Source organism: Halorubrum trapanicum, assembly GCF_017873555.1.
GTDB lineage: Archaea > Halobacteriota > Halobacteria > Halobacteriales > Haloferacaceae > Halorubrum > Halorubrum trapanicum.
This window is the reverse complement of the sequence record NZ_JAGGKE010000004.1, coordinates 120,382-145,204: the sequence shown is the minus strand read 5'-3', so window position 1 is coordinate 145,204 and position 24,823 is coordinate 120,382. Positions and strand designations below refer to the sequence as shown.

The 24,823-nt window shown below is 70.6% G+C and carries 26 protein-coding genes and 1 tRNA gene; 11 read left to right on the top strand and 16 right to left on the bottom strand.

The window, feature by feature from the left end; genetic code table 11:
* Positions 1–32 precede the first annotated feature (32 nt).
* The 4 genes from J2744_RS06725 to J2744_RS06710 form a co-directional block, all read right to left on the bottom strand.
* Positions 33–1,832, bottom strand: a complete 1,800-nt coding sequence (locus J2744_RS06725) for a type II secretion system protein (protein ID WP_209545926.1) — start codon at positions 1,830–1,832, stop codon at positions 33–35.
* Positions 1,829–3,808 carry an ATPase, T2SS/T4P/T4SS family gene (locus tag J2744_RS06720; protein ID WP_209545925.1) on the bottom strand — a complete coding sequence of 660 codons (1,980 nt, stop codon included), beginning with the start codon at positions 3,806–3,808 and terminating at the stop codon, positions 1,829–1,831. The genes J2744_RS06725 and J2744_RS06720 overlap by 4 nt, the downstream gene beginning before the upstream one ends.
* 74 nt (positions 3,809–3,882) lie before the next feature.
* On the bottom strand, positions 3,883–4,347 hold the full coding sequence (locus J2744_RS06715; protein ID WP_209545923.1) for a DUF7311 family protein: 465 nt from the start codon (positions 4,345–4,347) through the stop codon (positions 3,883–3,885).
* A gap of 7 nt (positions 4,348–4,354) precedes the next feature.
* Positions 4,355–4,909, bottom strand: a complete 555-nt coding sequence (locus J2744_RS06710) for a DUF7310 family coiled-coil domain-containing protein (RefSeq protein WP_209545920.1) — start codon at positions 4,907–4,909, stop codon at positions 4,355–4,357.
* A 74-nt stretch (positions 4,910–4,983) separates the two neighbouring features.
* Here J2744_RS06710 and J2744_RS06705 point away from each other — a divergent pair, with 74 nt between their 5' ends.
* Entirely contained in the window at positions 4,984–6,063 is a 1,080-nt protein-coding gene (locus tag J2744_RS06705) for an FtsZ/tubulin family protein (protein ID WP_209545918.1), read from the top strand.
* 92 nt (positions 6,064–6,155) lie between these two features.
* Positions 6,156–6,863: a phosphoglycerol geranylgeranyltransferase gene (locus J2744_RS06700; protein WP_209545916.1), complete on the top strand. Its 708-nt coding sequence runs from the start codon at positions 6,156–6,158 to the stop codon at positions 6,861–6,863.
* Between the two features lie 554 nt (positions 6,864–7,417).
* Here the strand turns inward: J2744_RS06700 and J2744_RS06695 are convergent.
* Positions 7,418–8,038 carry a riboflavin synthase gene (locus tag J2744_RS06695; protein WP_209545913.1) on the bottom strand — a complete coding sequence of 207 codons (621 nt, stop codon included), beginning with the start codon at positions 8,036–8,038 and terminating at the stop codon, positions 7,418–7,420.
* 131 nt (positions 8,039–8,169) lie between these two features.
* Between J2744_RS06695 and J2744_RS06690 the strand changes: the two genes are divergently transcribed.
* Complete coding sequence (locus J2744_RS06690) at positions 8,170–8,490, top strand: DUF7533 family protein (RefSeq protein WP_209545912.1); 321 nt, start codon at positions 8,170–8,172, stop codon at positions 8,488–8,490.
* A 25-nt stretch (positions 8,491–8,515) separates the two neighbouring features.
* On the opposite strand, the gene J2744_RS06685 is transcribed toward J2744_RS06690, so the two are convergent.
* The 5 genes from J2744_RS06685 to J2744_RS06665 all read right to left on the bottom strand — a co-directional run bounded on the left by J2744_RS06685 (position 8,516) and on the right by J2744_RS06665 (position 12,989).
* On the bottom strand, positions 8,516–9,925 hold the full coding sequence (locus J2744_RS06685; RefSeq protein WP_209545910.1) for a M24 family metallopeptidase: 1,410 nt from the start codon (positions 9,923–9,925) through the stop codon (positions 8,516–8,518).
* A complete protein-coding gene (locus tag J2744_RS06680; protein ID WP_209545909.1) occupies positions 9,922–11,766 on the bottom strand; it encodes a UvrD-helicase domain-containing protein in 1,845 nt (614 codons plus the stop codon). The genes J2744_RS06685 and J2744_RS06680 overlap by 4 nt, the downstream gene beginning before the upstream one ends.
* A 107-nt stretch (positions 11,767–11,873) precedes the next feature.
* On the bottom strand, positions 11,874–12,032 hold the full coding sequence (locus tag J2744_RS06675; RefSeq protein ID WP_166377302.1) for a DUF7563 family protein: 159 nt from the start codon (positions 12,030–12,032) through the stop codon (positions 11,874–11,876).
* 80 nt (positions 12,033–12,112) lie between these two features.
* Entirely contained in the window at positions 12,113–12,295 is a 183-nt protein-coding gene (locus tag J2744_RS06670; RefSeq protein ID WP_209545907.1) for an HVO_0416 family zinc finger protein, read from the bottom strand.
* A 151-nt stretch (positions 12,296–12,446) separates the two neighbouring features.
* Positions 12,447–12,989: a CDP-2,3-bis-(O-geranylgeranyl)-sn-glycerol synthase gene (locus tag J2744_RS06665; protein WP_209545906.1), complete on the bottom strand. Its 543-nt coding sequence runs from the start codon at positions 12,987–12,989 to the stop codon at positions 12,447–12,449.
* 155 nt (positions 12,990–13,144) lie between these two features.
* Here J2744_RS06665 and J2744_RS06660 point away from each other — a divergent pair, with 155 nt between their 5' ends.
* On the top strand, positions 13,145–13,984 hold the full coding sequence (locus J2744_RS06660; RefSeq protein ID WP_209545904.1) for a proline dehydrogenase family protein: 840 nt from the start codon (positions 13,145–13,147) through the stop codon (positions 13,982–13,984).
* A gap of 104 nt (positions 13,985–14,088) precedes the next feature.
* Positions 14,089–14,802 carry a DUF502 domain-containing protein gene (locus J2744_RS06655; protein ID WP_209545896.1) on the top strand — a complete coding sequence of 238 codons (714 nt, stop codon included), beginning with the start codon at positions 14,089–14,091 and terminating at the stop codon, positions 14,800–14,802.
* Between the two features lie 73 nt (positions 14,803–14,875).
* Here J2744_RS06655 and J2744_RS06650 read toward each other — a convergent pair whose 3' ends face one another.
* The 3 genes from J2744_RS06650 to J2744_RS06640 all read right to left on the bottom strand — a co-directional run bounded on the left by J2744_RS06650 (position 14,876) and on the right by J2744_RS06640 (position 17,804).
* Complete coding sequence (locus tag J2744_RS06650) at positions 14,876–15,805, bottom strand: branched-chain amino acid transaminase (RefSeq protein ID WP_209545894.1); 930 nt, start codon at positions 15,803–15,805, stop codon at positions 14,876–14,878.
* A 503-nt stretch (positions 15,806–16,308) separates the two neighbouring features.
* The gene (gene ribB, locus J2744_RS06645) at positions 16,309–17,046 is read right to left on the bottom strand and encodes a 3,4-dihydroxy-2-butanone-4-phosphate synthase (RefSeq protein ID WP_209545892.1); all 738 of its coding nucleotides are present in this window, start codon (positions 17,044–17,046) and stop codon (positions 16,309–16,311) included.
* A complete protein-coding gene (locus J2744_RS06640; protein ID WP_209545891.1) occupies positions 17,046–17,804 on the bottom strand; it encodes a DUF120 domain-containing protein in 759 nt (252 codons plus the stop codon). The genes ribB and J2744_RS06640 overlap by 1 nt, the downstream gene beginning before the upstream one ends.
* 256 nt (positions 17,805–18,060) lie before the next feature.
* Here J2744_RS06640 and J2744_RS06635 point away from each other — a divergent pair.
* The 3 genes from J2744_RS06635 (at position 18,061) to J2744_RS06630 (ending at position 20,018) form a co-directional block, all read left to right on the top strand.
* Positions 18,061–18,132, top strand: a tRNA-Ala gene (locus J2744_RS06635).
* A gap of 209 nt (positions 18,133–18,341) precedes the next feature.
* Complete coding sequence (locus J2744_RS15410; protein ID WP_280921407.1) at positions 18,342–18,470, top strand: hypothetical protein; 129 nt, start codon at positions 18,342–18,344, stop codon at positions 18,468–18,470.
* A gap of 228 nt (positions 18,471–18,698) precedes the next feature.
* Positions 18,699–20,018 carry an MFS transporter gene (locus J2744_RS06630; protein ID WP_209545889.1) on the top strand — a complete coding sequence of 440 codons (1,320 nt, stop codon included), beginning with the start codon at positions 18,699–18,701 and terminating at the stop codon, positions 20,016–20,018.
* A 66-nt stretch (positions 20,019–20,084) separates the two neighbouring features.
* Here J2744_RS06630 and J2744_RS06625 read toward each other — a convergent pair whose 3' ends face one another.
* From J2744_RS06625 to J2744_RS06615, 3 genes are all read right to left on the bottom strand, one after another.
* A complete protein-coding gene (locus tag J2744_RS06625; protein WP_209545887.1) occupies positions 20,085–21,386 on the bottom strand; it encodes an RNB domain-containing ribonuclease in 1,302 nt (433 codons plus the stop codon).
* 137 nt (positions 21,387–21,523) lie between these two features.
* The gene (locus J2744_RS06620; protein WP_209545886.1) at positions 21,524–22,357 is read right to left on the bottom strand and encodes a GIDE domain-containing protein; all 834 of its coding nucleotides are present in this window, start codon (positions 22,355–22,357) and stop codon (positions 21,524–21,526) included.
* A gap of 36 nt (positions 22,358–22,393) precedes the next feature.
* A complete protein-coding gene (locus J2744_RS06615) occupies positions 22,394–22,777 on the bottom strand; it encodes a DUF7562 family protein (RefSeq protein WP_209545885.1) in 384 nt (127 codons plus the stop codon).
* A gap of 167 nt (positions 22,778–22,944) precedes the next feature.
* Between J2744_RS06615 and J2744_RS06610 the strand changes: the two genes are divergently transcribed.
* From J2744_RS06610 to J2744_RS06600, 3 genes are read left to right on the top strand one after another with little or no spacing between them, the layout of a single operon-like run.
* Entirely contained in the window at positions 22,945–23,427 is a 483-nt protein-coding gene (locus J2744_RS06610) for a cation:proton antiporter regulatory subunit (protein ID WP_209545883.1), read from the top strand.
* Positions 23,424–23,588: a hypothetical protein gene (locus J2744_RS06605; RefSeq protein WP_209545882.1), complete on the top strand. Its 165-nt coding sequence runs from the start codon at positions 23,424–23,426 to the stop codon at positions 23,586–23,588. The genes J2744_RS06610 and J2744_RS06605 overlap by 4 nt, the downstream gene beginning before the upstream one ends.
* Positions 23,588–24,823 (top strand): cation:proton antiporter, encoded by a 1,236-nt coding sequence (locus J2744_RS06600; RefSeq protein WP_209545880.1) that lies wholly within the window; start codon positions 23,588–23,590, stop codon positions 24,821–24,823. Before J2744_RS06605 ends, J2744_RS06600 begins: the two co-directional genes overlap by 1 nt.

The following is a 24,823-nucleotide window of genomic DNA, read 5'->3' as shown; positions in this document are numbered from 1 at the left end:
CCCGCTCGCGTCCCGTTCCCGGCGTCGAACCCTCAAAACAGGAGTCCGGCGCCGGCGAACGCGACGAGGAACGTCGCGGTGGCGGTCGGCAGCGCGATGCCGATACGGTAGGCCACCAGCGTCCGGTCGAATCCGCGTTCCAAGCCGGTCGCTAATCCGGTGAGGAGCGCGGCGAGCAGCAGCACGTACGTTCCCACGATCCGTCCGAGCACCGGCACCGACAGCGCTCCCGCGCCGCCGGCCGCACCGCTTTCCCCGCCGGTCGCACTGCCTCCGCCGGCTGTCATCCCGCCTTCCGCGCCAAGGCCGCCCCCGCCGAGCGCGTCCGCACCCGCGGCCGCCCCGGCGCCGAGGCTTCCGACGTCAGTGGCGTCGATCCCCGTCGCGAGCGCGACTGTCGCCCCGCCGACGAGCGGCGCGAACACTGCTGCCGTGTTCGATAGCGTCCCAGTCACGGTCGCCAGCTGGCGACGAGCGTCGCGTTCGAGATCACGGAGCGCCTCCAGCTGGTCCGCGAGTTCCAACAGGACGTCGCCGGCGGGACGGCCCTCTCGCGCGGCGACGGCGAGCAGCGCGATCGCACCGCGGAGTCTGGGAGACGGAATCGTTGCCGCCGGTCCGCCCCGCCCGAGAAACGCCTCGCGAACGCCGACCCGCAGCGTGTCGCTGCGGCGTCCGGCGCGCTCGAACACGTCGCCGGTCGCGCCGTCGAGTCGCTCGCCGGCGTTCGCGACCGCGGTTTCGACGGCGACGCCCTCCGCCACGTCCCCGCCGATCACCGTCATCGCGTCCGGAAGCCCCCGCTCGACCTCGCGGACGTCCGACAGCACCGCCCGGCGGGACCGCGAGAGGACGAACAGCACGCTCCCGACGCCGACGCCGACCCCGGCGACCGGCCACGCCCACGCCGCGACGACCCGCGCGGCGACGACGGCCGCCGCAGCACCGAGGACGCAGCCGACGAGGAGTGCTCTCCCGCGCCGATCCGGTACGTCGGGGTGGTCCCCGCCGATCTCCGGCGGCGGAAACGCGACCGGCCGACGCGAGAGCAGCCACGCCGAGGCGGCCACCAGCCCGCCGGGGAGCGCGACGAGGTACAGGCCGGCGACGACTCCGGGACCGATCGCGACGCCGGCGGCGGCGCCCGCGGGCAGCAGCGCGATGAGCGCCAGCGGCAGCAGCACGCCGAACGCGTACAGCGCGGAGACCGGTCCGCGTACCGCGCCGACGAACGACGCGAGCCGGTCTGTCGTCCCCGAGAGCGTCGCGTCAAGCGCGCGGTCCAGACACCGCCCGCGGCGTTCCGGCGGCGCGGTCGCCGCCGTTCGGACGAGCGCAGCAGCGCGATCGATCGCCGGGAACCAGGGACGCCACTCGCGGGCGAACGCCTGAAGTCCGCTCGTCGGGCCGTCCGCGCTCCCGCGCTCGCGGCGGGAGAGCGCCGCGGCCAGCGGTCCGTCGCCCGTCCGGGCGGCGAACTCCACCGCGCGTTCCGTCGAGGGGTCGAGTCGCATCCGCAACACGAGTCTCCCGACGAGTCCCGGCGCCGCGCCGAGGGCCCGCGTCCGCCGGAGCGAGGCGAGCCACACCGGCGCCCGGTGGACCGCGTGTACCCCGCCGACGGCGGCGGCCAACCCCGCCGGAGCGGCGGCGACCGCGCCGGCGACGACCCCCGCGACGACCGTGACGACCGCGCCGACCGCGACGCCGACACGGTACCCGAAGCCGACGACGTACTCCGCGGAGGCATCCCATCCGAGGAACGCGACCGCACGGCGTAGCTCCTCGGACGCGGTCGACTCGCCCGCGGTCCCCGACGGATCCTCCGTCATCGTTCCCCCCTGGCGGGTCCGCCGCTCCCATCGCCGGACTCGTTGCCTCCGGCGTACCGCCTCGGCGCGATCCGTCCCGCTCGAACCGCCTCGCGGATTCGGTCGCTCCGACGGTGGACGGCCTCCCGAACCGCCGCGTACGACTCGTCCGGCTCCGCGAGCCCGTCGATCAGCCGGCTCTCGCCGCGGTCGATCCGCCCCGTTCCGACGAGTCCCCGTTCTGTCCGCTCGAACAGCGGATCGAAGCTCACGCCGCCGTCGTGGTCGCCGACCTCCACGATCGATTCGACGCGGTGGGAATCGAGGACCGCGATCAGGTCGGTCGCGGCGAACGACGAGCGGGCGACCCCGAGATCTGTGACGACGCGCTCTTCGACCGCCGCGGGGTCCTCGCCGTGGATCGTCCCGAGAACCGTCTCTCCGGCGGCACCGACGCGCATCGCCTCGTACAGCGCCTCTGCCTCCTCGCCGCGCACCTCCCCGACGCTGATCGCGCCGCCGCCCATGCGGAGCGCCGTTCGGACCGCGTCAGCCGGCGCGAGTTCCGCCCCGTCTCCGACGCGGAGCCGCTGGACGTCCCGTCCGGCGTCGGCGAGCGCATCCACGGGGAGTTCCGGCGTGTCCTCGATGGCGATCGCTCGCGTCTGGGCGGGTAGTTCCCACAGCAGCGATCCGAGGGCAGTCGTCTTCCCGGCCGCTCGGCCGCCGGCGATCAGCCCGGTCACGCCGCGCTCGACGGCGACCGACAACAGCCCGGCCGCCGCGGGCGTGAGCGTGTCGACGGACACCAGCCGAGCGAGCGTCCACGCCTCCGGGTCGCCGCGCCGAAAGGTGAACGAGAGACCGTCGCTGGCCGGCGCCGTGGCCGCGGCGACTCTGACGCGACCGGTCTCGGACTCGATCGTCGCGTCGAGCGTCGGGGTCGCCCGCGAGAAGGCGCGCCCGCTCGACCGGCGGAGCCGCGACGCGAGCGTGGCGGCTCCCTCCGGCGGGAGCCGCACGTTCGTCCGGCACCGCTCACCGTCGAGGACCACGCGCAGCGGGTTCTCTCCGACCGGCGCCGTCACCGTCGCGTCGCTCACCCTGTCGTCCGCGAAGACGTGCTCGAATGCGCCGTAGCCGTGGGTGTGTCGCCGTAGGACCTCCGTGAGGTCCGCGACCGGATCGCCGGGGTCCGCCGCCGCTCGCACCGCCCGCCCCGGTGCCCTGTCGCCGCCGGCCGGATCGTCGAGCAGCCGTTCCCGGGCGGCGGCCAGCGTCGCCACGCTATCGGCGTCCATGTCGGCGGTCGGCGGCGTGAGGTGGTACGTCCGGAGCGAGTCGTCGCCCTCGTACAGCCGGACTGTCGCCCCGGTCGGCACCGTCCAGCGGTCGACCAGCGCCGCGCTCGGCGGCGGTGCGGCCGCGACGCGAGCGGTCGCGGCCGTCGGACCGACGTGCGCCCGCAGGGTCTCCTCCACGTCGGGGTCCTTGTCGGATTCGACCGTTCTCCCTGTGATCTCCTCGCTCGCAGACAGCAGGCCCGTTTCGGTCGCGATCCGCTTTGCGGCCCCGGCGCGTCCGCTCGCCTCCCTCGCCGCACCGAGCGGATCGCGGGTCACTCGGTCGGCGAGCCGCTCCTCGTGGAACTCGATCCGCTCACGGAACCGCCCCGCCGCGACCAGGAGGTCGGCCGCGGTGTCGGCGTAGGACCGCTCCCGCCCGCGGTGTCGAGTTCTGATCACGTCGACATCGCGGTCGCTCAGCGCCTCGACGACGGTCGCGAGGCAGTCCGCGCTCGCGGCGAGGTCGCCGCGACCGGGACAGTCGTCCGCGTCGACGCCGAGAACGGCTCGGTCCTCGACGCCCGTCCCCACGGGCTCGCGGAACGTCAGGTCGCACCGACACTCGCCGGGGGCCTCGTCGACCCACGGGAGCGCCCGCAGCGGCGTCTCGCCGACGCCGTCGGCGATTCGCGCGGTGAGATCGAGGTTCATGGCGGGCGTGACCGCGGCATGGTATATAAAAGATCGCTCGCTCAGGCGCCGATTTCGCCGTGCTCTCCGACGGCTCACCCGACCCGGCTAATCCGGACCGTCGGCTCGCCGTCGTCGACGTATCGGACGCGAACCCGGCTCGCCCCGTCCGGTCGGAGTTCGATCGGCGCGTCGACGAGGTCGACGGCCGTCCGCGTCGGTCCCGTCCCGATCCGGAACTCACGCTCCGGCCCGCCGTCGATCCGATACGCGAGCGCGACCTCGCCCGGCCGATCCGCCGATTCGACGAGCGCGACGCGGTCGAGGTCCGCCGCGGCGAACCCCGTCGGAGCGCGGACGAGCGCGGTCGTCTGCGCCGCCATCGCTGGATCGCTCACGGGCGTCGATCCGGCGACGACGCCGCCTATCGCGCGTTCCAGCCGATCGGTCTCGGCGCCGATCCGCTCCGCCGTCGTCGCGGTTCGGGCCGTCTCGATCGCCGGCATCGACGCCGTCAGCAGCGCGACCGCCACGAGGACGGTGAGGACCACCCGGATCACGGCCCGGTCACAGCGACTCCCGGAGGCGGTCCAGCGCGTCCGTCGCCCACGCCCCGTCGTCGCCGTCGTTTCTGCCGCCGCCGTCGCTGCCGGTCCCCGGTCCGGACGCCGGTCGGTCGTCGGGGAGCGCGGCGTCGAGGGCGCTCTCCGAGGGCACGGCGCTTTCCCCGTCGCTCACGCTTCGACTGACGCCGTCGCTTTCGACGGCTCGGTCGCTCTCTCGCTCGGCCTCGGTCGCCCGCGCCAGCGCGAGGTCGGCCCGGCGCTCGACCTCGCGGTTGACGGCCCTGACCGACCCGGCGTAGCCGCGGATCGCCTGCGTCGCGGCTTCCAGTTCCGCGACGCGCTCTTCGAGGTCCGCGATCCGCGATTCGAGCCGCTCGCGCTCGGCCGTCGCCTCCGCGTCGGCGGCGAGGTCGGCCGGTCGCGCGTCGTTCCCCGCGACCGCGCGTTCGACGGCGCGGAGCCGGGACTCGATCCGACCGTCCGATCCGTTCGCTTCCGCCGAAGCCGACTCCGTTCCCGTCTCCGACGGGTCGGAGTCCCGTACGTGATCAGTCACGCGACCGGTTGGTCGCGCTTTCACTCTTAAACGTCGGGGAAAGGGTATTGTCGAGGGGACTGGTACGTCCTCGCATGAAAGCAGTCCTCCTCGGCGTCGGACAGGCGGGCGGCAAGCTCACGACCGCCCTCGCGCAGTTCGACGCCGACGCCGGCTACGGTGCGGTCCTCGACGCCCTCGCGGTCAACACGGCCGCCGCCGACCTCGATCCCCTCCCGCTCGAAACGGTCCTCGTCGGGCAGTCGCGCGTCAACGGCCACGGCGTCGGGGGCGACAACGAACTCGGCGCGGAAGTGATGGACGAGGACGTCGTCGAGGTGCTGGACGCGCTCGCGCCGAAGGTCACCGCGGCGGCCGAGGCGGTGTTCGTCGTCGCCGGGCTGGGCGGCGGCACCGGCTCCGGCGGCGCGCCGGTCCTCGTCCGCGAACTGAACCGCGTGTACGACGTGCCCGTCTACGCGGTCGGCATCCTTCCCGGCCGCGACGAGGGGACGATGTACCAGGTGAACGCCGGCCGGTCGCTCAAGACGCTGGTCCGCGAGGCGGACGCGACGATCCTGCTCGACAACGACGCGTGGCGCTCCGCGGGCGAGTCCGTCGAGGGGGGCTACGAGGCGATCAACGCCTCGATGGCGAAGCGGATCGGTCTCCTCCTGGCCGCCGGCGAGGCGGTCGAGGGGGTCGGCGAGTCCGTCGTCGACACGAGCGAGGTGATCAACACGCTCCGCGCGGGCGGGATGGCCGCGGTCGGGTTCGCGTCGGCGCCCGCGGCCGAGGACCCGCAGGAGAACGTCACGACCGTGACGAGCGCAGTCCGCAGCGCGGTGATGACCGGTCTCTCGCTGCCGAGCGCCACCGACGCCGACGCCGCCCTCGTCGCGGTCGCCGGCGACCCGGACCGGATCTCGCGGAAGGGCGCGGAGAAGGCCCGCAAGTGGCTCCAAGAGGAGACGGGGTCGATGCAGGTCCGCGGCGGCGACTTCCCGCTCGACTCCGACCGGATCGCCGCCTTGGTCCTCCTCGCGGGCGTCGAGCGGTCACAGCGCGTCGAGGCGTTCTTGGAGCGCGCTCGACAGGCGGTCCGGGACGAGCGCGAGGAGACGCCCGACCCGGCGGCCGCGTTCGAGAACGACGAGCTCGACGACCTGCTGTAGCCTCACGACCTGCCGTCGTCTCGGCGCTCGCGTCGTTCCCTCGCGGGACAGGTTCCGCACCTTTTTGGTTCCCGCCGGTGGAGTCGATTCCGATGACCAACCCGTGGGACGACTGGGACCACGTCCTGAAGGTCGACCCCGACAAGGACCTCCGGTCGGGCGAGACCTTCGAGGACGTCTGCCGGACCGGGACGGACGCGATCGAGATCGGCGGGACCCTCGACGTCACCGCGGAGAAGATGACGCGCGTCGTCGACGCCGCCGCGGAGTACGACGTGCCGCTGTACCAGGAGCCGTCGAACCCGGGCGTCGTGATCGACTCGCCGGCGCTCGACGGCTACCTGATCCCGACCGTGTTCAACGCGGGCGGTCCCTTCTGGATCACCGGCGCGCACAAGGAGTGGGTCCGCATCGACGATCTCGACTGGAGCCGGACCCACACCGAGGCGTACATCGTCATGAACCCCGAGGCGTCGGTCGCCCAACTGACGGAGGCCGACTGCGACCTCAGCGCCGACGACGTGGCGGCGTACGCGAAGGTGGCCGAGCGCATGTTCGGCCAGGAGATCGTCTACGTCGAGTACTCGGGCACCTTCGGCGACACGGAGAAGGTCGCGGCCGCCCACGACGCCTTGGACGACGCCACCCTCTTCTACGGCGGCGGCATCGGCGACTACGAGTCGGCCAACGAGATGGCCGCCCACAGCGACGTGATCGTCGTCGGCGACCTGCTCCACGACGAGGGCGTCGACGCCGTCCGCGAGACGGTGAAGGGCGCGAAGGACGCGCACGACGCCTAAACGTCTTTCAGTCGCAGGATTCTGTCGCCCGCTTCGTTCGCTTCGTCCGCGGATGACTCCGTTCGGGAGCCAATCGATCTACTAGAGACGATCGGTGATGCGGTTGGCGCGTGCCTCCGAGCGCCCGTCGGGCGCGAGGAGCACGCGCGAGGGAGTCGGGCGCAACGAGGGCGACCGAAGGGAGCCCGAAGGTGCGCCCGACGAGGCTGGGGAGGCGTGAGGTGCTGTGCGTTTCGGGGCGGGACTCAAAGGGGCAGTCGCGAGGACGAAGCACGGCGCAGTAAGCACCGCAGCGAAGGAGCGAGCAGCGCGAGCGACTGAGCAAGGCGCGTGGTTCGAGAGAGCGAAGCTCTCTCGTCATCCCGAAAATCGAAGATTTTCGGGCGACAGCAAGCCGCGCGAGTTCTCGCGGCTGGGGCTTTGGGGATGTTCTCCGTTGAGCCGCTCTATCCCTTTATAAACAACCGGCCGGGCTTCCGGAATCGTTCTCAGTTACTCTTGCGACAACCGTTTATAAATGACGGCTTCGAATCGTTGCCCCGCCGTCCCGCCTCTCAGGCGTACCCCTCCAGCATGTTCTCGACGTACTTCGCGATCACGTCGACCTCGAGGTGGACCGGGTCGCCCACCGACTTCTCCGAGAGCGTCGTCAGGTCGTACGTCGTCGGGATGACCGCGACGTCGAACTCCCCGTTGCGCTTCTCGGCGACCGTCAGCGAGATCCCGTCGAGCGTCACGGAGCCCTTGTCGACGAGGTAGTCGCCGTGCCCCTCGGGGATCGAGAAGGCGAACCGCCAGTCCTCGCCGACGCGCTCGATACCGGTCACCTCGGCGACGGTGTCGACGTGGCCCTGGACGACGTGGCCGTCGAACCGCCCGTCGGCGGGCATCGCGCGCTCGACGTTGACCGCGTCGCCCTCCCGGACCGCCCTGAGGTACGTCTTCGCGACCGTCTCGCTCGCGAGGAACACCTCGAACCAGTCGCCGCCGGCGTCGGTGGCGTCGGCTGCGTCGCTCCCGTACTCCTCGACGGTCAGGCAGACGCCGCTCACGCTTATCGACTGGCCGTGGTGGAGGTCGTCGAACCCGCCGACGCCGATCCGCAGCCGGAGTCCGTCGTCGGTCTCGGTCCGCGCGCGGACCGTGCCGGTGTCCTCGACGATGCCGGTGAACATACCGGAACTGGGGGCGGGCGACGGATATCGGTTCTGGGTCCGGGCGTGCTCGGCGGACCGGTCACGCGGCGCGCCGTCGCCGCGTCGCTCCGCCGCGTTCCTTTTGCCCCCCGGGGATCAACGGAGGGTCGATGCGACTCGGACTGACGGACATGATCGGGCTGGCGGCCTCGCTCGTCTTCGCGCTCCCGCTCGCGAACTACGCCGTGATCCGGCTGGTCGCCGGCGAGGTCGCGCTCGGCGCCGGTCTGCTCGTGGTCGCCGTCGCGATGGTCGTCCTCCCGCAGTACTTCCTCGACCCCGCCCGGATCGCGCGCGAACTCCTCTCCGGGCTGTTACCCCGGCAACTGCGCTCCGACTCGGACGGCGCGGACGCCGGTTCGACGGGAGGGACCGACGAGTCCGAGTCGACGGACGGCGCCGCGGTCGACGGCGGCGACGCGCCGAAGTAACGCGCCGAAGTACCGCGCCGCCGAGTCAGGCTGAGTCCGACCCGGGAACGATCCCGAACGGGTACTCGGCCAGAATCTCGTACCCGTCTTCGGTGACGAGAATTAGGTCCTCCAGCCTGACGCCGCCGATCTCGGGGTCGTAGACCCCCGGCTCGACGGTCACGACGTGTCCCGGCCGCAGCTCGCCGGCGCCCGACAGCGACGGCGACTCGTGGAGGCTCACGCCGACGCCGTGGCCGGTGCCGTGCGTGAATCCGGTCTCACCCTCGTCCGCGTTCGGGTCGAAGCCGTACGCGGTTAGCTCCGCGGCCGCCTCGCCGTGGACGGTCTTGGCCGGGACGCCCGGTTCGACCTCGGCGAGCGCGGCCTCTCGAGCGGCCTCGACCGCGACGGACGCGCGGCGCTCCCAGCCGCCGTCGCCGTCGACGACGAACGTCCGGGTGGCGTCGCCGTAGTACCCGTCCGGGCCGCGCGGCGACACGTCGAGCAGCACCGTCTCGCCGGGCCGGATCGGGTCGTCGCCGACGTAGTGGAGGTCGGCCGCGGACGGGCCGGCGCCGATCACCGTGTTGCCGGCGTCGCGGACCCCGCGACCGGCGAGGACGGCGTTCACCTCTCGGCGGAGCCGCTCGGTCGTCAGCGGTTCGCCCGCCCGGCGGAGCGGCGGTCGCCGGCCGTCGGTGGTCCCGTCGGCTTCCGCCTCCCCGTCGATGTCATCGGTGACCTCGCTCTCGGCGAGGACCGCCTCGGCGCGGGCGAGACCGGCGACCGCCGCGCGCTGGACGCGCCGGATCCGGTCGACTTCCGCCGGCGTCTTGCGCGCCCTGGCGGCCGCGACCGCGTCCGTCGACGCCAGATCGTTGCCCGCGCGCTCCAGGTACACCGCGGCGTCGTGCGGGACCGACGCGGGGGTGAGAACGGTTCTGTCGGCGGTTCCGGTCTCGTCTTCCCCCCCGCCGTCGGTGAGGTCGGCCACGGCCGCGGCCGCGCGCTCGCCGGCGTGGTCTCCGACGTTCTCGGTCCGGACCTCGCGGACGACCCCGTCGTGAAACCGGTCGTCGTCGCTCGCAGGGTCCGCGGCCGCGCCGCGCGCGCTCGAGACGAACTCCCGGTCCGCCTGCTCGCCGAACAGCGCGGGGGCACAGAGGTCGGCCCGTCCGGCGGGCGCGTCGGTCTCCGCCGTCGCCTCGTCGCTCCCGTCGGTCGCTCCGTTGCCCGGGACGACGACCAGCGCGTACGGTCGGTCCGGTCCGGAAAAGCGCGTGAGGTAGCGCAGGTCGTCGTCGAAGCGGTCGCCGACGGCGACGAACGCGGCCGCGTCGGCCGCGCGGACCGCCTCGACGACGGGGCGGAGGTCGGTCCGCAGGGCGGCAGACGCCTCATCGGCGGCGTCCGGCGCCGGGGTATCGCTCGGTTCCGCGCCGTCCCCGCTCACGGCTCCGGCTCTGGCACCGCCAGCTCCGCTTGGACCTCCTCGACGAGGTCCTGTGCCGGCTCCTCGCGGAGCTCGTTGAACAGCAGGACGCTGATCGGCAGCGTCGGCGCGCCGCTGATCAGGCTCTCCATGATCACGAGCCGCTCGCGGGCGCGGGACATCCCGACGTAGAACACGCGGCGCTCGTTGTCGGTGAGCAGGGGGACGGGGCTGGTCGACTTCGTGAACTCCTCGACGCCGTCGACGTCCGTCGGGTCGTCGATGGAGGCGGCCATCTGCTCGACCACCTTCTCGGTGAGGTCGGTCGCGACGAACACGTGGTCGGCCTCGCGGCCCTTCGCCGAGTGGATGGTGCCGACGCGGACGCGGGTCGGGTCGGTTTCCTGATAGTCGCCCTCGAAGTACGCGCCCATCGACTTGCGCTGGAAGCTCGTCACCTTCCGGACCATGTCGTCGGCGCTGTCGGTGTCCGGCATGAAGGGGATGTACTCGTCGAGGGTGTCGGCTTGGACCTCGATCAGCGAGACGTCGTCGGCGTCGGCCGCCTCCTCGCGGTCGTCGAGGAAGTCGTAGAACTCCTCGCGGTCGTGGGTCCCGAACGCCGAGTCCTGGAGCATGTCGGCCAGCCGCCGGGCCTCCAGCCCGTTCACGGGGTCGCCGGCCTCCGCCTTCTCGATGGCGCTGACGTAGTCTTGGACCCGGTCGGTCCACATCCGCCCGTCGGTGAGCATCGAGAAGGGGATCCCGTGGTCGATGAACTCGTCGATGAAGTCGAACATCTGGTAGCGCGCCCGGAACAGGCACATGATGTCGCCCTCGTCGTCCTCGACGGTGTACCGGACGTTCCGGACGAGTTCGATCATCGAGGGCGACTCGATCGCCTCGACGGTCCCGCCCTCCTTGCGCGGGTGGAGGTCCTTCTCCTGGCGCTTGTCGATGTGGCGGATCTCGGCGTTGACGACGTTGAGGATCTCCGAGGGAAGCCGGTAGGAGTTCGGGAGGACGACGTCCTCGTCGACGTCGGTGTCGAGGAGGAGGTCGGGGTCGGCGCCCTGCCACGCGTAGACGACCTGGTCGTCGTCGCCGGCGATCAGCACCTTCTCCATGTGCGGGCGCCACTCCTCGAAGACGTTGTACTGGAGCGTCGTGATGTCCTGGAACTCGTCGATGATCAGGTAGTCGACGCTCGGGACGAGCGAGCGCTGCGCGACCCGTTCGAGCATGTCGGCGAAGCCGACGAGGTCGTTGTCGCCCTTGTAGCCGCGCCACGCCCGGATCGTCTCCGGGATGTCGATCCGCTCGTCGTCGGAGGGCCACGTCGGGGTGTACTTGTTGCCCTCCTGAGCGTTCGGGTCCTCCTCGGGCGGGAGCCGGACCTCCTCGACGTTCCACTGGAAGGGCACGTCGTACCAGTCGGCCACGTCGCGCTCGGTGCGCTGGAGCCACTGCGAGGTGGCGATGATCTTGTTGCCGATGGTCGTCGACCGCGCGGTCCGGCGGCCGGCGCCGCCGTGCTGGTCCTCGAACTCGATGCCGTACTCCTCGCAGAACGCCTCCTTGTCGTCCTCGCCGACCACGTCGCCCCGCGAGAGGTCGAGCAGCTCGTACGCCTTCGCGTGCATCGTGCTCACGTTCCCTTGGAGGCTGCGCGGCGAGACGTCGAGCCGCTCGGCGAGCCGCTCCCGGATCTCGGCGGCGGCCGCGCGCGTGTACGAGACGACGAGCACGTCGCGGACGTCGGCGTCCTCGGTCTCCAGTATCTCTTCGACGCGGTCCAAGAGAGCGGTCGTCTTCCCGCTCCCCGGCCCCCCGAACAGCCGCGTCACCGTGGTATCGGTCATTATTACTCCCAGATTCCGGTTCTCCTTAAACGCCGTGGCTCGACCGCCCTCGACGCGAGCCTCGGTTCGACCGCGACGGTCCGGCGCGTCATCGCGCGGCCGGTTCGTCAGGTGCTCCGCGTCGCGCGCGCTTCGCGGACGTCTGCGCCGTCGCGGACCAGATCCTCACAGGCCGGGCAGACGCGGGGCCGATCGACCTCGTTCGGCGTGAACACCCGAACGTAATCGGTCGTGACGAACGAGCCGCAGTTCTGACAGGTCGGCATGGTTCCCACTACCGAGTAATTCCACATAATACTACCGGGGAGTATGACGGAAAGAAAACGCCGTGCGCGCGTCGGATCCGTCAGCTCGGCCGCCAGTCGCAGACCGAACACCGCGCTGTTCCCTCCTCGTGAAGCGCACCACAGTCGGGACACTGGAGCTTGTTATAGGATCGCTCCCAGCCTACGATCTCCGTCTCGTGGCCGTGGTCGGAGAGGAACTCGTCGAACACGTCGTCGTCCGAGCTGGGTGCACTACTGGACATGCGTGCCATGGTATGGCACACCAGCATATATATCTTTCTGCCGTTCTCGTCGCTGGGAATTCTACGGAGAAACGATCAGTTCTCGATCGGATAGGAAAGAATCCCGAACTTTCGGACGGATATAACGTCGTTAACGGAACTTCGATCCCGGTCACCACGGCTCGTTCTTGACGCCGAGCGCGTAGGCCGCGACGTTCGTGACGACGTGGAGGACGGGTGTCATCACGAGGACGACGGCGAGGACGCGCGGCGTGAACACCGCGAGCGCCCAGTCGGTGTCGACGACGAAGGCGAGACCCAGCGCGCCGACCACGAAGTCGAGCTGGTCGAGTCCCGGGAACGCGGCGCCGCGCTCGCGGCCGGACCGCCGCTTGAGGAAGGAGGCGCCGATGTCGCCGCACATCGCGCCGAACGCGAGCGCGAACGCGGCCGGGAGCGCGAACGTCGGGAGGTCGACCCCGACCGCGGCGCTCGCGGGGTCGGCGAGCGCGTTGAGTCCGAGCGCGAGGCAGACGCCCACCAGGGTTCCCACCGCGGTGCCGCGCCACGTCTTCCCGTCGCCGAGCAGCCGCGCACCGCGCCACTCGCGGCCGCCGTCGATCGGGCGTCCCCCGCCGGCCAGCACCGCGGCGTTGTTCGGGACGTACGCCGGGAGCATCGCCCAGAACGCGGTCGCGACGAGCGCACCGATCATGTCCTCACGGGCGGCGCCCGGAGTGTTATAAACCCCGGATCCGTGCCGACGGTTCCGGATCCGTGCCGACGGTTCGCCGTCGCTCCGGTGACGGTTTCGCGGCCACCGCCGCCGAGTCGCCAAACGTAAAGTTCGCCCCGTCCGCAACTCTCAGTATGATCCCCCCGATCGCCCGGCGGTTCGTCGCCGGCGAGAGCGTCCCGGCCGCCCTCGATCACGCCCGCGCCGCGAACGAGGACGGCGTCGCGGTCATCCTGAACCTGCTCGGCGAACACTACGACGATCCCGCGGACGCCCGCGCGGACGCCGACGCGTACCTCGACCTGCTCGACGACGTCGCCGACAGCGGTCTCGACGCCTGCGTCTCGGTGAAGCCCTCCCAGATCGGGATGGACGTCTCGCCGGACCTCTTCGAGGAGCATTACCGCGAGATCGTCGCCCGCGCCGACGAGCTCGACGCATTCGTCTGGTGTGACATGGAGGACGCCGACACCACCGACGCCACCCTCGACGCATTCGAGTCCATCGCCGCCGACTACCCGTGGAGCGTCGGCCAGTGCGTCCAGTCGAACCTCCGGCGCACCGCCGACGACCTCGACCGCCTCGTCGATGTCCCCGGGAAGATCCGGCTCGTGAAGGGGGCGTACGACGAGCCGTCGTCGATCGCGTACACCGACAAGGCGGACGTCGACGAGGCGTACCGCGACGACCTGACCTTCCTCTTCGAGCGGCGCGACCGCGGGATCGCGGTCGGCAGCCACGACCCCGAGATGATCTCGCTGGCGGACCGCCTCGCGCGCGAGCACGGCGCCGACTACGAGGTCCAGATGCTGATGGGGGTCCGCGAGGACGCGCAGCGGGACCTCGCCGCGCAGGGGGTCGACGTGTACCAGTACGCGCCGTACGGCGACAAGTGGCTCTCGTACTTCTACCGGCGCGTTCGCGAGCGCAAGGAGAACGTGACGTTCGCGCTCCGGGCGGTGTTGGGACGGTAGCCCCGGAAGCGGACCCCGGTCCGTCGTCGCGGCGGGATCCACTCCCGGCATCGTCGCCGCGTGGAAGCCCTCTTAAGGGTCGCCCACGCATACCAACGCGATAGATGTCCACGTGGAAACGCGACTTCGCCAGCGGCCTCATCGTGCTGGCGCCGCTCCTCGTTCTCCTGCTCGTCCTCCGCTGGATCTACCAGTACATCGCGTCGATCCCGCTCATCGAGGACCTCCAACCCACGATCATTCCGGGGCCCTTAGAACCCGTCTCCCGGGTCGTCATCGCGTTCGCGGTGTTCGCGACGGTCGTGCTCGCGGTCGGGTACTTCATGCGGACCACGCTCGGCCGGCTGGCGGAGGCGGCGGTCGACGACACGATAAACCGAATTCCGGCCCTTCGGGTGGTGTACAACGCCTCGAAGCTCGCGATCGAGACGGCCATCTCCGGCACCGACGAGCTTCAGAGTCCGGTGTACATCGAGACGTGGCCCGGGATCCGGATGACCGCCTTCCGGACCGGGAAGAAGACCCGCGACGGCAAGATCGTCTTATTCATGCCGACCGCACCGAACATCACTACCGGCTTCGTCATCGAGGTCGAGCCGGAGCGCATCGAGGAGACCGGCGAGACCGTCGAGGAGGGGATGACGCGGGTCCTCTCTGCCGGCTTCGCGGAGTCGGCTCACCAGGTCCCCGTTCACGAGGAGGACCCGACGGAGGGCGACGGCACCGGGACCCCCGACGGCTACGGACACGTCCGCACCGACGGGACCCCGGGCGACGCGGAGGGGTCGGCGGCCGAGGGAAGCGGTTCCGGCGAGTAGCGGTTCGAGAGAGTCGGCGGCGCGGTTCGATCGTAAATCGGCGGCGCGGATCGAGGAACGCTGGTGACGCGGGCTACAGGTAGGTGAACCACTCGTCGTGGTCGTCCGTGCGGCGCTCGACCAGGTCGAAGAAGGCGCTCTGGAGCTCTTCGGTCACCGGGCCGCGGGTGCCCGCGCCGATCTCGGTGTCGTCGACCGAGCGGATCGGGGTGACCTCGGCCGCGGAGCCGGTGAAGAACAGCTCGTCGGCGGTGTACAGCTGTCCGCGCGAGATGACGGCCTCGTCGTGGACCTCGTAGCCGCGCTCCTCCGCGAGGGTGATCACGGTGTCGCGGGTGATCCCTTCGAGGATGGACTGGGCCGGCCCGGTGGTGTATATCTCGCCGTCGTTGACCATGAAGACGTTCTCGCCGGGACCCTCCGCGACGTTGCCCTCCTTGTTGAGGACGATGGCCTCGACGTAGCCGTTGCGGCGCGCCTCCTCGCCCGCGAGCATGGAGTTGACGTACAGGCCGGTCGTCTTCACGTTCGTCGGCACCTGCGAGGAGGCGTGTTTCCGCCACGAGGAGACCATCACGTCGACGCCGTCTTCGAGCGCCTCCTCGCCGAGGTACGCGCCCCACGGCCACGCGGCGAGCACGAGGTCGGTCGGGCAGTCCTTCGGCGAGACGCCCAGCGAGTCGTACCCGTAGTAGGCGATCGGCCGGATGTAACAGGACTCGAGGTCCTGCCGGTCGAGGAGTTCGAGGGTGGCCTCGGTGATCTCCTCGCGCGAGTGCTCGATGTCCATGTCGTACATCTTCGCGGAGTCGAACAGCCGGTCGAGGTGCTCCTCCCACCGGAACACCGCCGGGCCACGCTCCGTGTCGTAGCAGCGAACGCCCTCGAACACGCCGCTCCCGTAGTGGAGCGCGTGGGTCAGAACGTGGGTCGTCGCGTCCTCCCAGTCGAGGAACTCCCCGTTCTTCCAGATCGTGTCCACGTCCATCTCGTCGAATCCCATACTCGGTCGTTGCGGTCGGCGGGCTTAAAACTGTGACAAGCGGTCGGGACTGTCGCGAGGAAACAAGATCCGAGTCCACTGAGGGATCGACAGCGAACACCGCCAAAGCCCCAGCTGCCTATTTATAAATACTCAACCACTGATCGGCGGAGAACGCTTCCAAAGCCCCAGTCGCGAGGACAGCGCAGGCGACGCAAGCACTGGAAGGAGCGAACGAAGTGAGCGACTGAAGCGCGCAGCGAGCGTGCGCTGTCCTCGCGACTGCCCCTTTGAGTCCCGCCCCGCACAGCACCGCCGGAAGACGTTCCTGCTCGCTTCGCTGCGCGGGCTGCGACTTCCGTGCTCCCGCTCGCTCCCTGCGGTCGCTCGCGGGACCGCAGCCTCACGCCTCCCCAGCCTCGTCGCTCACGCCCTGCGGGCGTTCGCGACTCCCTCGCGCATGCTGGCTCGCGGTCGCCGGGGGCGACCGCTCGCAGGCGCGCGCCGACCGCAGCGGCAGTCGATTATTGAAGCGCCTCGACGAGCGCGGCGCCCTCGACGTAGGGGATATCGCGGCGGGCCGCGTAGGCGGCGGCGTCCGCGGGCGCGAGCGCGTCGCCGCTCTCGTCGTCCAGCATCTCGCAGACCACGGCGGCGGGCGCGGCGTCGACGGCCTCGGCCATCGCGAGGCCGAGTTCGGTGTGGCCGGTCCGCCCCGCGAGTCCGTCGCGGTCGCCGCGGAGGACGTGGACGTGACCCGGCGCGCGGAACTCCGCCGCGAAGTCCGCCGGCCCGTAGCCGGTCGGGTCGTCGCGGACGCGGCCGGCGGCGTTCGCCACCTCGACGATGGTCTTCGCGCGGTCCGCGTCGGTGATCCCGGTGAACGTCTCGCGGTGGTTCACGGGCAGCGAGAAGGAGGAGCGGTCGTCGTAGTCGGGATCGTCGTCGACCGCGGGGTGGTCGATGGCGTCCGCGAGGAACGGCAGGTCGAACGCGTCGCCGACCGCGTCGCTCACGGCCACGCAGATCAGCCCGCCGGCGTCGTTGCGCATGTGCGCGACCGCGGTCTCGTCGACCGCGCCGGCCGGGTAGACGATGTCCGTCTCGCCCTCGCGGTCCGCGAAGTCGTGGACGCAGACGGGGTCGCCGGCCCGGAAGGCGTCGAGCGCGCGCTCGACGGAGTCGGCGGTCTCGGCGGTTTCGGCCGACTCGGCGGTCTCGGCGGCGCCAGTTTTCGGGTCGGGGTCGACGTCGGCGCGCATCAGGCGACCTCCGTCTCGACCGCGGTCGACTCGGGGTCGTCGGCTCGGCTCGTCGGCTCGACGCGGACCTCCACGCCGTCGCCGTCGTCGAGGTCGAGCGCGTCGCGCAGACGGTCCGGCGCGATCAGTTCGAGCTGGTCGTCGTCGTGGTGGGTCCGGTCGGGGACGATGGCGTGGACCTCCTCGTAGCGCTCGTCGCCCGCGACGAGGGTGACCCCGTAGCAGGTGGCCGCGCCGTAGGTGCGGTCCTCGCCCTCCCACGCGTCGATGGGGACGGCGTCGATGCCGGCCATCTCGCCGCGGCGGCGGACGCTCTCCTCGGTGAGGTTCACGTTGAGGGTGCCCGGGAACGGGTCGTAGCCGAGTCGCTCGCGGAACTGCTCGGCGTAGCCCGAAAGCGTGATGTAGTGGCGCCCCTCGCCCATCCCGCCGGTTACTGACCCGCGGAGCGCGAGTTCGACATCCGACTCGAACAGCCGGCGGTAGTCGGCGTACGCCGCGCGGAGCGCGGCCTCGCCCGCGTCCGTCACCCGAACCCACTGTCCGTCGCTGACCACGTCGCGCTCGACGTAGCCCGCGGATTCGAGCGTCTGGAGGCGTCGGGAGGCGGTCTGCGTGGAGGCGTCGAGCCGGTCGCCGAGCGCCGCACACGACACCTTCGTCTCGGAGAGACCGCCGACGAGGCCGACGTGTTTGAGGGCCGCGAGCGCGGCCGGGTCCACGTCGGCGTTCGCGTCGGTCGCCGTCGCGTCTGACATGCGAGACACTCGGTCGTCCGCGGGCAAAAGGGTAACGGATGTGGGAAGCGTCTCAGAAACGTTATTTGGAAGGAGCCGACCGAAGACCGCCTGACCAGAGCGTTCTTTCGCCGGATACCTAACCCCGTCGGTGCCGGCCGGCTTCGCGGTGTCTCCGCCGATCAGCCGAATCAGTTCGGTTAGCGGGTGGGAGCCACTCTCGCACCGGTCGCCGAAAGGTAAGGTACAAATACGAACGGCGATTGCTTCGTGATGCGGGCTCGTAGATCAGCGGCAGATCGCTTCCTTCGCAAGGAAGAGGCCCGGGGTTCAAATCCCCGCGAGTCCACTCTTTCACTCCCTTCGGTCGTTCAGTCGTTCCCTCGCGGGACCCCCGCGAGTCCGTGTTTTCGCGCCGCGAGCAACGTCGCGAGCGTCGCACGGTCGTAATCGATCGCCTTCTGTCCGTGAGCGGTATCTGCTCGGCACACGCTCCGGTCCCGATCGACCGCTCCCGGACCCAGACCGCTTATATACTCCGAGTAAGTTTGGCGTCGTATGGGCATCTCCGAGATACTCGAAGGGACGAACCTCACGCACCGTCAGATGGGGGCTATCATGGTCGCGTGGATCCTGCTCGTCTCGGCCGTCGCCGTCGGTCTCCTGCTGTACACGTCGTCGTTGTAACCGCCGACGCAACCGATCCGGCGGTCGGGCCGCGAGCGCAACCCCCATCTTCGTCGGTCGCCGTCGGTGTCTGTGTAGTACGCGACAGCGCAGCACACGGCGTCGACGCCGTGGAGATCCTCGTCGCGGCCGCGGCCCCCGCGAGGCCGGCGTCGCTGCTCCGGGACCTCGGCAACCGCGACGGCTACCCCCGAGGTTATGGTCCGACCCGCCGAACCCCCGGTTCGCATGGACACCGCCGAGCGACGGATCGTCGGATTCACCGCGGGAGCGCACGGACTCGTCCACACCTACGAGCTGTCGATCCCGATCCTGTTGACGGTGTGGGTGGGAGAGTTCTCCACGACCGCCGCCGCGCTCGGCGTCGTCGTCACGCTCGGCTACGGGCTGTTCGGGGTCGGCGCGCTGCCGGGCGGTATCTTGGTCGACCGGTTCGGGTCGAAGCCGCTCATCCTCGCCTGCCTCGCGGGGATGGGGGGTTCGTTCCTGCTCGTGAGCCTCGCGCCGACGCTCCCCGTCCTCGCCGCGGCGATCGCGGTCTGGGGAGTCACCGCGAGCGTCTACCACCCGGCGGGGCTGTCGCTGCTCTCGAAGTCGGTCGAGCGGCGCGGGACCGCGCTCGGCTACCACGGGATCGGCGGGAACCTCGGGATCGCGCTCGGCCCGCTGGCGACCGCGCTGCTCCTGTTGGCGTTCGACTGGCGGCTGGTCACGGCGGCGCTCGCGCTCCCGGCGGTCGTCGTCGCCGCGTACGGCGTCACCGTCGACGTCGACGCGGCGCTCTCGCCCGAGACCGCCGACGGGGGTGGTTCGGCTGACGAGAGGGATTCGGCTGGCGAGAGGGATTCGGCTGGCGAACCGGATCCGGACGCCGACTCGTCCGCGGACACGAACGGCGAGGTCTCGCTGTCGTCGATCGCGGCGGACACGCGCGTGCTCCTCGCCGGCGGCTTCCTGATCGTGTTCGCGTTCGTCACGTTCAGCGGGCTCTACTACCGGACGTTCCTCACGTTCCTGCCCGACCTCCTCGGCGACGTGCTCGGCGGTCTCGTCGACTTCCAGTTCGTCGACCCCGACAGCCCGTACGCCGATCAGTTCGACGTGGGCCGGTACCTGTACGTCGCGGTCCTCACGGTCGGCGTGTTCGGCCAGTACCTCGGCGGGCGGATAGCCGACCGCGTCCCGCCGGAGTGGGGGCTGATGGCGCTGATGGGGACGCTGTCGGTGCTCGCGCTGCTTTTCATCCCCGCGACCGGGAGCGTCGGCACCTTCGTCGCGGTGTCGCTCGCGCTCGGCGTCGCGCTGTTCACGGTCCAGCCGCTCTCGCAGGCGACGGTCGCGGCGTACTCGCCGAGCGAGGCGCGCGGTCTCTCCTTCGGCTACACGTACGTCGGGATCTTCGGGATCGGCGCGCTCGGCTCGACGCTGGCCGGGACAGTCCTCACTCGGGCCGGTCCCCGAGAGCTGTTCGTCGTCTTGGCCCTCATCGCGGCGCTCGGCGCGCTGTCGGCGACCGCGGTCACGCGCTTCGCGACGCGACGGGACTGAGGACCGCAGTAATCTGGTCGCTCCGCGGCAGCCGTCGGACCCCCTTCACGACCCTTTCCCGACGCTTCAGGCCGTATGCTTCGCTTCCTCGGGGCTCTCGACGACTTCGACGCCGCGGTTGTTGACCGCGTGCGGGTCGAGGCCCTCCTCCTGAAGGAACTGCTTGTAGAGCCGCTCTGCGGTCTCGCCGTCCTTCTGCTTGTCGCTGGCGTGGTCGCAGAGCTCGAGGAGGTTCTCGGGCACGTCGTTCTCGTGGACGATCCAGTGGTTGATCGTGTCGGAGAGCCGTCGGATCGGCGAGGTGAAGTGACCGTAGATGTCGAAGTTGAGCGCGTGGTGCCCGCCGAACGGGTCGTTCATGTACTTCGCTCGTGGCATCACCTTCAGTACGGCGCGCTGGATCTTGTTGAGCTGGCGCTCGGGCGACTCTTCGAGGGCGGCGTTGACCGCCTTCCGCGGGTCGTCTCCCCACGCGTCGCCGGGAATCGAGACGCCGTCCAGCTCCTGGATCTCCTTGAGCGCCTCGTTCCACTGGTCGGGGGTCGGCTGCGGGTGGACGCGGTACATCGCCTCGACGCCGCGGTCCCACATCAGCGTGTGCGTCACCGCCTTGTTCGCCTTCAGCATCGACTCCTCGATGATGGTGTGCGCGCGGTCGCGGCGCGGGTTTAAGACGAGCGAGCCGTCCGCCTTGCGCTGCTCGTGCATGCGGTCCGCGAGCTCGAACGCGAGGGTGTTCTCCTCGCCCAGCGGGAGCGAGGGGTCTTCGAGGCGGTTCTCACACTCCGAGTAGGTGAGCCGCTCGTCGGAGTTGATGACGGACTTGTAGATGTCGATGTCCTCGAACGAGAGCGTCTCGTCGTCGATCTCCATCTCGACGGTGTGCGCCAGCCGGTCCTCGTCGGGGACGAGCGAGCAGACGGTCTCGGCGAGCACCGGCGGGAGCATGTGGATCGTGTAGTCGGGCAGGTAGACGGTGTTGGCGCGCTCGACCGCCTCTTCCCACATCGCGGTGTCCGGGGTGACGTAGTGGGTCACGTCGGCGATGTGGACCCACAGCCGGTAGGCGCCCTCCTCGCGTTCGATCGAGATGGCGTCGTCGAAGTCCTGCGCGTCGATCGGGTCGGTGGTCCACGTCGTGAGGTCGCGGAGGTCCTCGCGCTCGTCGATCTCGGCTTCGATCTCCTCGTAGACGCCCTCGGTCCGCGCCTCCGCCTCGCGGAGGACCTCGCTCGGGAACTCGTCGCGGATCTCGAACTCCTCGAACAGCTCCTCGCGCTTCTCGGCGAGTCGGTCCGCGAGCGCCGGCGTGATCGTCACGGGGCCCTGGTCCTCGGCGGACCCGGGCTTCGGCTCGTCGTCTGACATACCTCCACCAACGCGGGTCCGTTAGAAAGGCCTGTCGGGCGGGGAGACGAGCCTGTCGGGCGGGGAGACGAGCCTGTCGGGCGGGGAGACGAGCGATCGGCGCACAGCCGAGTGCGGGGCGCGCCGAACACCGAATCTCAGACGAGCGCGGCCGCCACGGGCGACAGCGCCAGCCCCGCTACCGCGAGCGCGACCGCGCCGAGGACGACCGGAACCGCCGACCCACCGACCAGTCGGAGCGCGGTCCGCCGCGCGCTCGCGTCCGAGACGACGAACGGGTCCCCGCCCGCGATCCGCGATTTCACCTCGCCGACGGGCGCGTCCGGGAACGCCTCGCTGTCGCCGACGACCGTCACCTCGTCGCCCGGGCGGAGCGTCCGCTGGACGTACCGGCGCCGCGGGTCGTCGCCGATCGTGAGCGGGCCGACCTCGTACCCGGTCTCGGTGGCGTCGACCTCGTCGACCGCGTCGATGAACCCCCGGACGCGCTCCGGCGACTCCTCGCCGGCGTCGAGCTTGATCTTCTCGTCGACCTTGAACGAGAACGTCGCCGCCGCGGGGTCGACGCGGACCCCGGTCCCGCCGTCGTCGACACGGAAGGGGACCCCGGCCTCGCCGCCGTCGATCGTGACCCACGACTGCCCCTTCCCCTGACTGCGGAACTCGGAGACGTCGTAGTCGACGCAGAGACACGCGTCGCCCCCGAACGGCGACGGAAGCGTTTCCTCGTCGACCGTCGCCGCCCGGCCAGTGACCCGGATCCGCCGCTCCGCGCCGTCGAGTCCGGCCGGACCGGTCGCGGTCGTTCGGAGGACCCGGACCGCGTCGAGGGCCCCGTTCGCGCCGTACGCGAGGAACACGAGTCCGAGGACCAGCGCGGCGGTACCGATTACGGTCGGAACGGGGTCGGCGGCGCCGACCGCGCTCGAAACGGGAAGGGAAGCCGCGGCTACTTCGTGGAGGGCGTCCATACGTACGGTCGGGATACCGAGCCCCGACAGGTAGAATTATCGGTCGCGGTCGAAGCGGTCGCGGTCGGAGCGGTCGGAACAGTCGCGGCCGAAGCGGTCGCGGTCCGGTCGTTCCCCCGCGCCATCCGTCCCGGTTCGATCGGCGGCGTCGCTCGCCACGGCGTCGACGTAGCGGTCGAGGAACTCCCCGGTGGACTGGTCGTCCGACTCGATCGAGCAGATCAGCGATTCGAGTCCGTCGCGGGGCTGGTGAGAGATCTCGTCGTCGCAGTCGGCACAGAGGTACTCGAACTCCTTGTCGCGTCGGTTCCAGCGGTCGCCCTCCTTGTCGTACTCGCGCGCGTCCTCCCGCAGCACCGAGTCTCCGCACGCGATACAGACCACCGTCCGCCGGTCCCGGCTCCCTCGGGAGCGCCACATACCGCTTCCCTCGAACCCACCCCACTTAGCGTTTGGTGCGCGGCCGACGCCCGTCGGACGCAGTTTCGGACTGGTGGGGGCTTCGGACTGATCGAGGCCTCGGACTGATCCGGGTGCGACTCCCGCCCGACGTACAGACATATTACCGTGGGGTCGCACGTGTCCGTATGACGATCACCGAGTCCGACCTCCCGGGGGTCGGGAAGAAGTTCGAGATCGAACTGGGCGGCGGCGAGGAGATGATCGTCGTCATCCACAACACCGGAAAGCGAGAGGTGTTCCGGCGGAGTGGCCCGGACGCCGACTCCGAGAAGGCGTTCGAGTTCTCCGACGACCTCGCGCGGACGATCGGGTCGATCATCGAGGGGGCGCACTTCCAGCCGTTCGAGCCGGACACCCAAGAGACGACGCTCCCCGGTGGAATCCTCTTGGAGTGGTACGAGCTACCCCCGGGGTCCCCGCTCGTCGGCGAGACGCTGGAGAGCGCCGACATCGGTAACCGGACCGGCCTCGCGATCGTCGCCATCCAGCGCGGAGAGGAGGTGCTCGACAGCCCGGGCGCCGGGACCACCCTCTGCGAGGGCGACACCCTCATCGGGGTCGGTACCCGCGAGAACTGCGCGGCGTTCGAGGAGATCCTCACCGAATGAGCGGCGGCTCCCTCGGAGCCGACTCACCCGCACCGTCTGACTCGCCCGCACCGGTCGTCCCGGTCACCTCGCCCGCACCGTCCGACTCGCCCGCCCCGGTCGTCCCGGTCACCACGGTCGCCTCGACCGACGCGACCGACCGCGTCGGGGGTGATCGGTAGTGGCGCTGCTCGACGTCGGCGTCATGTTCGTCGCGGTCGCGGTCGCCGGCGCGGTCGCGAACCGCCTCGGGCAGTCCGTGATACCCGCGTACATCCTCGTCGGGATGCTGCTCGGGGAGTTCGTCCTCGGTCGGGTCGCTCTTCCCGCCGTCGGGACCGTCTACGTCCCCGAGACGGAGTTCATCTCGCTCGGCGCGGAGCTGGGGATCGTCTTCCTCCTCTTCTTCCTGGGGCTGGAGTTCAACCTCGACCGGCTGTTCGCCCGATGGCGCCCGATCGGGACCGCGGGAACGATCGACCTGGCGAACTTCGGGGCCGGACTCGTCCTCGGCTGGCTCGTCTTCGGCGCGTTCCTCCCGGCGTTCCTGGTCGCGGGGATCGTCTACATCTCCTCGTCGGCGGTGATCACGAAGTCGCTCATCGACCTCGGCTGGATCGCCAACGACGAGGCGGAGCCGATGCTCGGAACCCTGGTGTACGAGGACCTGTTCATCGCCGTCTACCTCTCGGTCGCGTCCGCCTTGGTGCTCGGCGGCGGCGACGTCGCCGCGGCCGCGACCGACGTGGGCATCGCGCTCGGGTTCATCGTCGGGCTGCTCGCGGTCGTCCAGTTCGGCACCCCGCTTTTCGACAGGCTGGTCGCGACCGACAACCGGGAGTTCGTGGTGCTGCGCGCCGTGGCGACGGTCGTGTTCGTCGCCGGCGCGGCGCTCGCGCTCGGCGTCAGCGAGGCGGTCGCGGCGTTCTTCGTCGGCATGGCGTTCTCCGCGACCGAGCAGGCGCACACGATCGAGACGATTCTGGAGCCGGTTCGGGACGTGTTCGCCGCGGTGTTCTTCTTCTGGATCGGACTCGTCACGAATCCCGCGCTGTTCGCCGACGTCGCGGCCCTCGTCGCGCTCGCGGTCGTCGTGACCACGCCGACGAAGGTCGTCACCGGCTACCTCGCCGGACGAGCGTTCGACCTCGACGCCCGCCGGTCGACCCGGGTCGGACTCGGGATGACCACCCGCGGCGAGTTCTCGCTGATCATCGCGACGGTCGCGGTCACCGGCGCGAATGCGGGGACGTTCGACCCGGTCTTGGCGGGGACGATCAACGCGTTCGCGGTCGGCTACGTGCTCGTGATGGCGGTGCTGGGAACGACGCTGATGGGGTACTCCGCGCCGTTCGAGTCGATCGCGACTTCGTGGCTGGAGCGCGACGCGTCGGATGAGGTCGGGGAGGGGGGGTAG

Excerpts from the sequence above, each read along its gene's own strand:
- J2744_RS06610 (WP_209545883.1), top strand. The coding sequence starts at position 22,945 with ATGACGATCACCGAGTCCGACCTCCCGGGGGTCGGGAAGAAGTTCGAG.
- J2744_RS06705 (WP_209545918.1), top strand. The coding sequence starts at position 4,984 with ATGAAAGCAGTCCTCCTCGGCGTCGGACAGGCGGGCGGCAAGCTCACG.
- J2744_RS06620 (WP_209545886.1), bottom strand. The coding sequence starts at position 22,357 with ATGGACGCCCTCCACGAAGTAGCCGCGGCTTCCCTTCCCGTTTCGAGC.
- J2744_RS06650 (WP_209545894.1), bottom strand. The coding sequence starts at position 15,805 with ATGGGATTCGACGAGATGGACGTGGACACGATCTGGAAGAACGGGGAG.
- J2744_RS06700 (WP_209545916.1), top strand. The coding sequence starts at position 6,156 with ATGACCAACCCGTGGGACGACTGGGACCACGTCCTGAAGGTCGACCCC.
- J2744_RS06695 (WP_209545913.1), bottom strand. The coding sequence starts at position 8,038 with ATGTTCACCGGCATCGTCGAGGACACCGGCACGGTCCGCGCGCGGACC.
- J2744_RS06615 (WP_209545885.1), bottom strand. The coding sequence starts at position 22,777 with ATGTGGCGCTCCCGAGGGAGCCGGGACCGGCGGACGGTGGTCTGTATC.
- ribB (WP_209545892.1), bottom strand. The coding sequence starts at position 17,046 with ATGCGCGCCGACGTCGACCCCGACCCGAAAACTGGCGCCGCCGAGACC.
- J2744_RS06605 (WP_209545882.1), top strand. The coding sequence starts at position 23,424 with ATGAGCGGCGGCTCCCTCGGAGCCGACTCACCCGCACCGTCTGACTCG.
- J2744_RS06655 (WP_209545896.1), top strand. The coding sequence starts at position 14,089 with ATGTCCACGTGGAAACGCGACTTCGCCAGCGGCCTCATCGTGCTGGCG.
- J2744_RS06690 (WP_209545912.1), top strand. The coding sequence starts at position 8,170 with ATGCGACTCGGACTGACGGACATGATCGGGCTGGCGGCCTCGCTCGTC.
- J2744_RS06675 (WP_166377302.1), bottom strand. The coding sequence starts at position 12,032 with ATGCCGACCTGTCAGAACTGCGGCTCGTTCGTCACGACCGATTACGTT.
- J2744_RS06630 (WP_209545889.1), top strand. The coding sequence starts at position 18,699 with ATGGACACCGCCGAGCGACGGATCGTCGGATTCACCGCGGGAGCGCAC.
- J2744_RS06640 (WP_209545891.1), bottom strand. The coding sequence starts at position 17,804 with ATGTCAGACGCGACGGCGACCGACGCGAACGCCGACGTGGACCCGGCC.
- J2744_RS06720 (WP_209545925.1), bottom strand. The coding sequence starts at position 3,808 with ATGAACCTCGATCTCACCGCGCGAATCGCCGACGGCGTCGGCGAGACG.
- J2744_RS06725 (WP_209545926.1), bottom strand. The coding sequence starts at position 1,832 with ATGACGGAGGATCCGTCGGGGACCGCGGGCGAGTCGACCGCGTCCGAG.
- J2744_RS06665 (WP_209545906.1), bottom strand. The coding sequence starts at position 12,989 with ATGATCGGTGCGCTCGTCGCGACCGCGTTCTGGGCGATGCTCCCGGCG.
- J2744_RS06680 (WP_209545909.1), bottom strand. The coding sequence starts at position 11,766 with ATGACCGATACCACGGTGACGCGGCTGTTCGGGGGGCCGGGGAGCGGG.
- J2744_RS15410 (WP_280921407.1), top strand. The coding sequence starts at position 18,342 with ATGGGCATCTCCGAGATACTCGAAGGGACGAACCTCACGCACCGTCAG.
- J2744_RS06660 (WP_209545904.1), top strand. The coding sequence starts at position 13,145 with ATGATCCCCCCGATCGCCCGGCGGTTCGTCGCCGGCGAGAGCGTCCCG.
- J2744_RS06670 (WP_209545907.1), bottom strand. The coding sequence starts at position 12,295 with ATGTCCAGTAGTGCACCCAGCTCGGACGACGACGTGTTCGACGAGTTC.
- J2744_RS06625 (WP_209545887.1), bottom strand. The coding sequence starts at position 21,386 with ATGTCAGACGACGAGCCGAAGCCCGGGTCCGCCGAGGACCAGGGCCCC.